The sequence below is a fragment of the Halobaculum magnesiiphilum genome, assembly GCF_019823105.1.
Classification (GTDB): domain Archaea; phylum Halobacteriota; class Halobacteria; order Halobacteriales; family Haloferacaceae; genus Halobaculum; species Halobaculum magnesiiphilum.
In genome coordinates this window covers 478,900-487,397 of sequence record NZ_CP081960.1, presented here as the reverse complement: position 1 = coordinate 487,397, position 8,498 = coordinate 478,900, and the positions used below count along the sequence as shown (strand labels likewise).

At 70.0% G+C, this 8,498-nt stretch carries 4 protein-coding genes; 1 reads left to right on the top strand and 3 read right to left on the bottom strand.

What is annotated here, in order from left to right; all coding sequences use genetic code 11:
• Nucleotides 1-691: 691 nt before the first annotated feature.
• From K6T50_RS18795 to cobN, 3 genes are read right to left on the bottom strand one after another with little or no spacing between them, the layout of a single operon-like run.
• A complete protein-coding gene (locus tag K6T50_RS18795) occupies nt 692-1,459 on the bottom strand; it encodes a cobalt-precorrin-7 (C(5))-methyltransferase (RefSeq protein ID WP_222609357.1) in 768 nt (255 codons plus the stop codon).
• Complete coding sequence (locus K6T50_RS18790; RefSeq protein ID WP_222609356.1) at nt 1,456-2,253, bottom strand: precorrin-8X methylmutase; 798 nt, start codon at nt 2,251-2,253, stop codon at nt 1,456-1,458. Before K6T50_RS18790 ends, K6T50_RS18795 begins: the two co-directional genes overlap by 4 nt.
• 58 nt (nt 2,254-2,311) lie before the next feature.
• Nucleotides 2,312-6,271 carry a cobaltochelatase subunit CobN gene (gene cobN / locus K6T50_RS18785; RefSeq protein WP_222609355.1) on the bottom strand — a complete coding sequence of 1,320 codons (3,960 nt, stop codon included), beginning with the start codon at nt 6,269-6,271 and terminating at the stop codon, nt 2,312-2,314.
• Between the two features lie 34 nt (nt 6,272-6,305).
• Between cobN and K6T50_RS18780 the strand changes: the two genes are divergently transcribed.
• The gene (locus tag K6T50_RS18780) at nt 6,306-8,456 is read left to right on the top strand and encodes an ATP-binding protein (RefSeq protein ID WP_222609354.1); all 2,151 of its coding nucleotides are present in this window, start codon (nt 6,306-6,308) and stop codon (nt 8,454-8,456) included.
• Nucleotides 8,457-8,498 lie beyond the last annotated feature (42 nt).

The following is an 8,498-nucleotide window of genomic DNA, read 5'->3' as shown; positions in this document are numbered from 1 at the left end:
GCCAATACGATAGGTGAGACATCTACCTGAGGTGCCTCAGCTATTGTGAAATAGGTGCGAGCAACATAACCGAAGCGTGGCTCGGAAGTCTTGGACCCGCATCGCCACCGATAAGACAAAACGGACGCGATCCCCGTACCCAACATCGGTGACAGGCGTGGTTTTCGCGGGCGAGGACCAGCGACACGACGAGATCCCAGAACATCGCTGCGGCAGATTCGATCCTGAGGGTGGTCGAGATCACAACTCCGATTTTGACCACTGTGTCCGTCCGAGGAGACAACATCAGCCGTACAGGGCTGACTGTGAACTACGCGAGGTTGCGACCCGGACGACTCAGACGAAATTGGATAGCTGAACTAGCGAAGACAGCCGTCTGCGATACCATCGGAACGACCGCAGTGGCCGATCCATGGCTTCAGACATGAGTTGGTATCACAGATGTCCGACTCAGCTCGTGTCAAAACGTGGTTGTCGTGCCCCGACGAGCCAGCATGGACCAGTGATAAATCACATAACGATATATGATATCGCTGAGCAAACGACCACCGAACAGAGGCTAGTATCAGGCTTTCTCCGAACAATTCGGAGGATCACCCGCTCTAACCGTTCCAATTCGGAACACACGATGTGAGCGAGATGCATCTAGCGTAACATCATGCCGATGGATGAACCTGTACGGTTTGTGCAGTCAGTTGCGTACGACCAAGACCGATAAGTCGGAGAAATCGCTGTCATCAGGGCCGTCGCCGCCCGCATCGACCGCCAGCGTCCCCAGTTCGGTCCGAATGATCGACTCGTCCGAATGGGTCAGCCGTTCGAGGACGAGCGCGTCGAGTTCCGGATCGCCGCCTGCATCGACGAGTCGGGCCGCAACATCCTCCGGCATCCAGTCGTAGGGGCGGGGGATGACGATCAGGTGTCTGTCGCCGACATCGCGGGCCAGGCGGTCGAGGCTCGCGGTTACATCCCCGCGAACGTGCAGCGTCACGAACGTCGAGTCTTCGAGCGGCGTGCGTGCGCGACTCGCGGCGATCTGGACCGAGGAGATTCCCGGAATGACGCGAACAGGACCATCGACGGCGGCTTCCACCTTTCCGAGGAACTGGTAGCCCGAGTGGTTCGGATCACCCATCAGGACGGCGACACCGACCTCGCCGTCGGCAACGCGGCGACCGAATCGGGCCAGCGCCTCCCGTTCGTCACGATAGCCGCAGGTGAGCAGTTCAGCGTCGGTCTCGTCGGCGACGTAGTCGACGACCGTCCCGAACCCGACCACCACGTCGGCCTCGGCCAGGAGGTCCCCCGCGCGTCGTGTCAGGAAGTCGGGGTTCCCTGGACCGATCCCGACGGCGTGAACCGATCGAGTCGCGTCGTCACCGGCGCCAGCCTCCGGACTCGCGCTCGCTGCGACGCCTGGGCGGTCAGGAAGTGTCAGGTCCTCGTCGGATGCGTTCACAGATCCACCTCCCCGTCTCGCGGCTCCGTTCCCTCGCCGCTGGACCGTTCCGAGGTTTCCAGTGAGACCTCCCCTTCGCGAACGTCGCTGGCGACGTGGACAAGCTCGTTCGTCAATCCGGCCGCGAGACCGCTCCCGCCGCGCCGGCCGACGTTCGTCACCGCAGGGACGCCGTACTCGTCACACACCTCCCGGAGTCGCTCGCGGGAGTCAGCTGCCTTCACGAAGCCCACGGGTGTCGCGACGACGACGGCCGGGCGGGTGCCGTCCTCAATGCAGTCGGCCAGCGCCAGCGCCGCGGTGGGCGCGTTGCCGACGACCGCGACCGCACCGTCGTAGACACCCTCGCGATCGAGTTCGAGCACGGCAGCCGCTGTCCGTGTCATTCCCGTCTCGGCGGCAAGCTCCGCTCCGTTGCCGATCGCCTTGCGGACTTCGCAGTCGTGACCGCGACCGGTGATCCCGGCCTTGACCATCGTGATGTCGGTCACGATCGGTCGCTCGTCGAGGACTGCCCGGGCGCCCGCGCGGACCGGCTCGTATTCATCGGCGCCAGTGAAACGTACGAGGTGCTGGAACTCCGGGTCCCCGGTCGCGTGGACAGCCTTCGCCCGGAGGCGGTCGGCGAGCGTCACCTGCGGGACGAGTTCGTGGACGCGGTCCATGCTCGTCTCGGCGATGTCCATCGCCGCCTCGGTCGTCGCCCCGAGGTCGGCGTACGCCTCGCGGTCGGTCGGTTCGTCGTCGCTCGATCCCTCGCCGTCGGTTCGTGTCGCGTCGGTTGTGTCGGTCATCGTCGTTTGTCTCGTGTGTGTTCGTGTGTCCTCGCACGTTCTGACACGTCCCCACGCGTCAGTCGTCGTCCGCGAACTCCGCAAGCGCGTCCGAGTCGTCGGTCCGTCGCTCCTCGATAGCGCCCTCGTTGCGGAGTTTGAGGTCGCGGAGGCGTTCGGTCGTCTCGTCGGCGGCGTCCCAGAGATCGCGGTCGATCGCCTCCAAGAGCGTGTCTGCGATCGAGTCGACCGCCCAGGGATTCACCTCCTGCATCCACTCGCGCCGCTCGTCGTCGAAGGCGTACGCGTCGGCGACGGCCTCCCAGAGGGTATCGCTGACGACGCCCGTGGTCGCGTCCCAGCCGAGCACGACATCGACCGTGGACGAGAGGTCGCCGGCGCCCTTGTAGCCGTGCTCCTCCATCGAGTCGAGCCAGCGCGGGTTCAGGACACGCGAACGCATCGTCTTCCGCACCTTCTCCTCGTTGGTGTACACGCGCACGTCGTCGGGGTCCGCCGAGTCGCCGACGTAGGAGGCGGGCTCGGTGCCCGCGTGCTCGGTCACGGCCGTGATGAATCCGCCGTGGAAGGCGTACCAGTCCGAGGAGTCGAACTCGTCCTGCTCGTCGGTGTCCTCGATCTTGACGGTCGCCTCGACGCCCGAGAGCCGTCGGGCGAACGCGTCGTGGGCCTCGCTCACGGAACCGCGCTTGCCGAGCGCGTAGCCGCCCCACTGGGTGTACACCTCGGCCAGATCCGAGCGGTCCTCCCAGGTGCCCTCGTCGACAGCCTTGTTCGTCCCGGCGCCGTAGCCGCCCGGCTTGGTCGTGAACACGCGGTGGCGGGCGGCCGACTCGGAGTCGTCGACCCCGGCTACGGTGAGCTCCGCGGTTTCCTCCTCGACGTGCTTCTTCACGTAGTTCATCTCGGGCGGCTCGTCGAGGTCGACGACCGCGTCGACGGCGTCGTGGATCACTCCTGCGGCCGCGGGGAACGCGTCCCGGAACAGCCCCGAGACGCGCGTGGTCACGTCGATGCGTGGGCGGTCGAGTTTCTCCAGCGGGATCGGCTCCACGTCCTCGACGCGTCCGGCGTCCGACCAGACCGGCTTGACACCCATCAGCGCGAGCACCTGGGCGATGGTCTCCCCGCGCGTCCGGACGGTCGGGGTGCCCCACGCGACGACGCCGATCTCCTCGGGGTACTCCCCTTCTTCGTCGAGATGGCGGTCGAGAACGCCGTCGGCGACCTCATGTCCCACCTCCCAGGCGGCGCGGGCGGGGACCTTCCGCGGGTCCAGCGTGTAGAAGTTCCGGCCCGAGGGTAGCAGGTCGACACCGCCGCGGGTGGGCGCGCCGCTGCCGCCCGGCGGGACGTACCCGCCGGCGAGCGCGTCGGCGACGTTGCCGACCTCCGCGCGGGCGCCGACGACGCGCGGGGCCGCCTCCTCGCAGACGTACGCGAGGACCTCGCGGAGGTCGTCGTGGGCCCCCGACTTCGCCCGTGCGTCGCCGACGGGATCGACATCGACGACGAGGAGGTTCATGTTCACCTCGGCGGGGGCCACGTCCCCGCCTCGGGCGCGGACCTCGTCGTCGGGGGCGGCCTCCCGCTCCGACTCCGGCACGTCGAATCCGTGCTCGGCGAGCGTCCGGACGAGATCACAGCTCACCTCGTGGACGCGGTCGGCGGCCGCGGCGTACGTCATCCCGAGGTCATCGTCGTACGTTCCGGGCTCCTCGCGCATGCGGTCGTAGTCGATCCCGAGGACACCCGCGACGGACTCGCGGAGGCTCGGCGCGCCGGGGTTCTCCAGCCGGGTGAGCGCGACGAGGTACTCCACGAGCCGGTCGCCCGCGGGCGGTTCCCCGAGCGTGTGCAGACCCATCCGGATCTGGGTGGTCTTCACGTCGGTGAGGTACGCGTGGATCCGCTCGACGAGGTCGTCGACAGCGAGGTCGTCGCCGGCAACCTCGCCCTCCGCGAGCGTCGTCCCGGCCTCCTCGGGTCCGCGCACGTCCACCTCCTCGTCGACCGTTCCCGCGACCCCGAGTTCGACGGCCAGATCCAGTTCGTCCACGTTCTCCCGAATCAGCCGTTCGAGTCGCTCGCCCTCGTCGCCGCGGGCGGCGGTCGTTCCGGCCTCCCGATACTGTTCGGCAAGTTCCTCCAGCTCGGCGAGGTCGTCGTACGTGCCGGCGTTCGCCATCGGCGGCGTGAGGTGGTCGACGACGGCGGCGTACGACCGGCGCTTCGCCTGTGTCCCCTCGCCCGGATTGTTGATCACGTACGGGTAGACGTTCGGCAGGTCGCCGACGAGTTGGTCGGGGGCAGACTCGCCGTCGAGGCCGACCGTCTTGCCCGGGAGCCACTCCAGCGACCCGTGGGTCCCCATGTGAACGACCGCGTCGGCGTCGAACGTCTCGCGGAGCCAGCTGTAGAAGGCGACGTAGTCGTGGGGCGGCTGGAGGTCGGAGTCGTGGTACACCTTCTCGGGGTCCATCCCGAACCCTCGCGGCGGCTGTACCGTGACGAGGACGTTCCCGAACTCGACACCGGGAATCGCGAACGGGCGCTCCGGGGGCTCGCCCCATTCCTCGCGGACGTTCCCGCGAAAACCGCCGTCCAGGTCGGCGAACCACTCGCGGTAGGTGTCGGGCGCGACCGTGTCGACGGCGAGCTCGCGCACGTCCTCGGGGGCGACCCAGCGGTCGTCGAGGGTGAGTTGGGCCGTGAGCGAGTCGATGAGGTCCGCGCCGTCGGCCGGCGGACCGTCGTCGCTCCCGGTCTCGCCCAGATCGTACCCGCGTTCGTCGAGCTCCGCAAGGAGGTTCGCGGTGCTCTCGGGCGTGTCGAGCCCGAAGGCGGTGGCGATCCCGTCGTCGCTGGGCGGGTAGTTGTGAAGCACGACAGCCACGTCGGCCTCGTCGTTCGGAAGGTGTCGCAGGCGGGCCCAGTTGACCGCCAGCGACGCGGCGTGCTCGACGCGGTCGTCGATCGGGAAGTGCTGTTTCGGCGCCGAGCCGATCCCCGCCTCGTCGTCGGTGCGCTCCTTGCCGGAGATGGGGTGGGTGATCACGTTGCCGTCGAACTCGGGGAGCGCGACCGACAGCGCCAGCTCGAAGCCCATGACCCCGGTATCGCTCGACGCGTACCGCGAGCGCGAGCGCATCGTCGTCACCGTCTGGATCACCGGGACGCCGAGGCGGTCGAGGAACACGTCCTCGGCACCGCTGCCCTCGTCGTCGGCGTCGCGGCCGCGCTCGTCCATCGACAGCGCGAACATGAACGACGAGAGCATCGCGTCGACGACGGGGTCGCCGTCGGCGTCGAGCAGCCACTCGTCGGTGACGCGCTCGGCGTCCCAGCCCTCCTCCTCGCCGGCGGGGTTGCAGAACACCGGGAGCGCGTCGACGCCGCGGTCCTCCAGCGCGCGCACCTGCGCGTCGACGTACCGCGTGTTCTCGTGGGTCCAGTGGGACTCGTAGAACCAGACGCCGACCGTCGGCGTGTCGGGATCGAACGTCGCGACCAACTCCTCGTAACTCGCGCTCGGATGATCCGGGTGGTACACCCCCTCCGAGGGCAGCGCGACGGGGTCGTCGTACTCGTAGCCCTCCGGCGGGGCGTCGTCGGGGTCGCCGTACGTGTCCGCGAGGTACCGCAGGAGGTTGGCGGCGTTGGCCGCGCCCCCGCGTTCGAGGTACTCGCGGACCGTCCCGGCAGTCTCCGGGTCGGCGGTGGTGTCCTCGGCGGCAAACGCGTCGCCGGTCGAGTGAACCACGACCGGGATCCCCGCGTCGCCGAGGCGGTCGAGTGCCCGCTCGTAGCCGGGCATACTGTCGACCCCGCCGTGGAGCCAGAGGACGACCGCTGCCGCGTCTGCCGCCTCCAGGTCGTCGCAGAAGGCGTCCACGTCGGTGGGGTCGCTCAGGTCGCTCTTCGAGCGCGCCGCCAGCGACACGGCCGTCTCGTCGACGGCCGTCGCCACCGCGCCGAGTTCGTTCTCCGTCGCCGTGTACAGTCCGATCGTCGTCATAAGGTTTCTAAATCCTCGTTGTGGTACTGCAAGTGTGTTTGATGAAGGCCGTGCAACCGGGCCGCCCACGCCCGACGCCGCGTTCGGCGACGTGGTCGGGCAGGCGGAGCTGAAGCGGGCGCTGGTGACCGTCGGCGCGCACGACGACCTCTCGGGGCTGCTCGTGCGCGGCGAGAAGGGGACGGGGAAGTCGACGCTGGGGCGCGCGCTGGCCGGGGCGCTCCCCGAGCGACGCGTCGTCGCCGACTGCCCGTTCGGCTGTCCCCCCGACGATCGCGCAAGGCAGTGCCCCGAGTGTCGCCGGCGCGCGAGCGTGCCCGTCGCGACGCGTCCGGCGCCGTTCGTCACGCTGCCGCTGGGGGCGACCCGCGAGGCGGTCGTCGGTTCGCTGTCTGTCGCGGACGCCCTCGACGGCGAGGCGTCGTTCGAGCCCGGACTGCTCGCGCGAGCCAACCGCGGCGTGCTGTACGTCGACGAGGTGAACCTCCTCGACGACCACCTCGTCGACGTGCTGCTGGACGCCGCCGCCTCCGGCGTCAACACCGTCGAACGCGACGGCGTCTCGCGGAGCCACCCCGCCGAGTTCACCCTCATCGGGACGATGAACCCGGAGGAGGGCGACCTCCGACCCCAACTGCGCGACCGGTTCGACCTCGCCGTCGAGGTGACCGGGCTGCACGACACAGCCGACCGCGTCGCCGTCGTGGACCGGGCGCTCGGCGTCGACAACGGGGCCGAGGACGCCTCGGGGTCCGACGGACCGTCGTCCGGCAAGTCGATCCGTGACCCCGCGGCGGCCGTCGCAGCTACCCATGAGCGGCTTCCGACGGTGGACCTCCCGGATTCGTTCGTCCGCCGGATCGTCGAGACGTGTCGCGACGCCGGCCTCGACGGTCACCGGGGCGACATCGCGGCCGCCCGGTGCGCTCGGGCGCTGGCTGCGCTCGACGAGCGTTCCCGCGTCATCGAGGGCGATATCCGGACGTCGCTCTCGTGGGCGCTCCCCCACCGTCTGCGGAGCGATCCCTTCGAGGACGCCCCCGACGCCGAGGAGCTGATCGACGACCGCCTCGGCGACGGCGACGATCAGGGGCGGGATGGTGACGGTTCGGGGGGAGACGCCGACAGATCCGAGAGCGAGGCGGACTCGGGCGACGCCGATTCGCCGGACCTCGACGGTCCCGTCACCGACGACGGTGAGCCCCGGGACAGCGACGCGAACGACTCCCCGGGATCCGAGCCGGAGCGGGCCGACACCTCCGCCGCGGAGGGATCCTCCGCGTCGGACGTGCCCGACCCTTCGGAGACCGACGGGGGATCCGAGGACGGCTCCGAGAGTGCCGACGACGGCGGGGACGAGAGCGCGGGGGAGGCAACGCCGATCGTTCCCGGATCGACCCGGGCGGACGTCGGCGACGCGGTCGCGCCGGAGGTCGAGGCGCCGGACACCGACCCGGGACGCGCCTCCGACGGCGCCGGCGGCAGAGGCGACGCCGCGCCGAGCGCGGACGGCCGCGGCGCTCGGGTGCGCACCGAGCGGGCAGATCCGACAGCAGGCGACCGCGTCGACGCCGGCGCGTCCGTCCGGGCGGCCGCTCGCCGGGGCAGCGACCGGGTGGCGTCGCGGGACCTTCGCCGGTCGGTCCGCGCCGGCGACGCCGAGACGCTGGTGTGTTTCGTCGTCGACGCCTCGGCGTCGATGCGCGGCCCGATGCGGGCGGCGAAGGGCGTCGCCGTCGAGCTGCTGCGCGACTCCTACGAACACCGCGACGCGGTCGCGCTCGTCGGCGTCGCCGGCGACTCCCCGGAGGTATTGCTGCCGCCGACAGATGACGTGGGGCGAGCGGCCCGTCACCTCAAGGACCTCCCGACCGGCGACCGCACGCCGCTGGCCGCCGGCCTCGACACCGCCGCCGAGGTGTGCACCCGCGCGGACCCGGAGGCGGCGCTCGCGGTCGTCGTCACCGACGGCGGCGCGAACGGGAGCGAGCGGCCGACCGCGGCCGTTCGGGCTGCCGCTGAGCGGCTCCGGGAGGCCGTCGACCGGACGCTGGTGGTCGATGCAGGCGAGCTGGAGGGCGTTGTGCCGACGCTCGTCGAAGCCGCCGGCGGCGATCGCGTCCCGCTGTCCGCGCTGTCGGCCGACCGCGTCGACCGGGCGGCTGACGCCGCCGGGAAGGATTGACGCCCTCGCCCTCTCAGGCGCGGTCCCACACGCGTGTCGCTC

Excerpts from the sequence above, each read along its gene's own strand:
- cobN (WP_222609355.1), bottom strand. The coding sequence starts at position 6,271 with ATGACGACGATCGGACTGTACACGGCGACGGAGAACGAACTCGGCGCG.
- K6T50_RS18790 (WP_222609356.1), bottom strand. The coding sequence starts at position 2,253 with ATGACCGACACAACCGACGCGACACGAACCGACGGCGAGGGATCGAGC.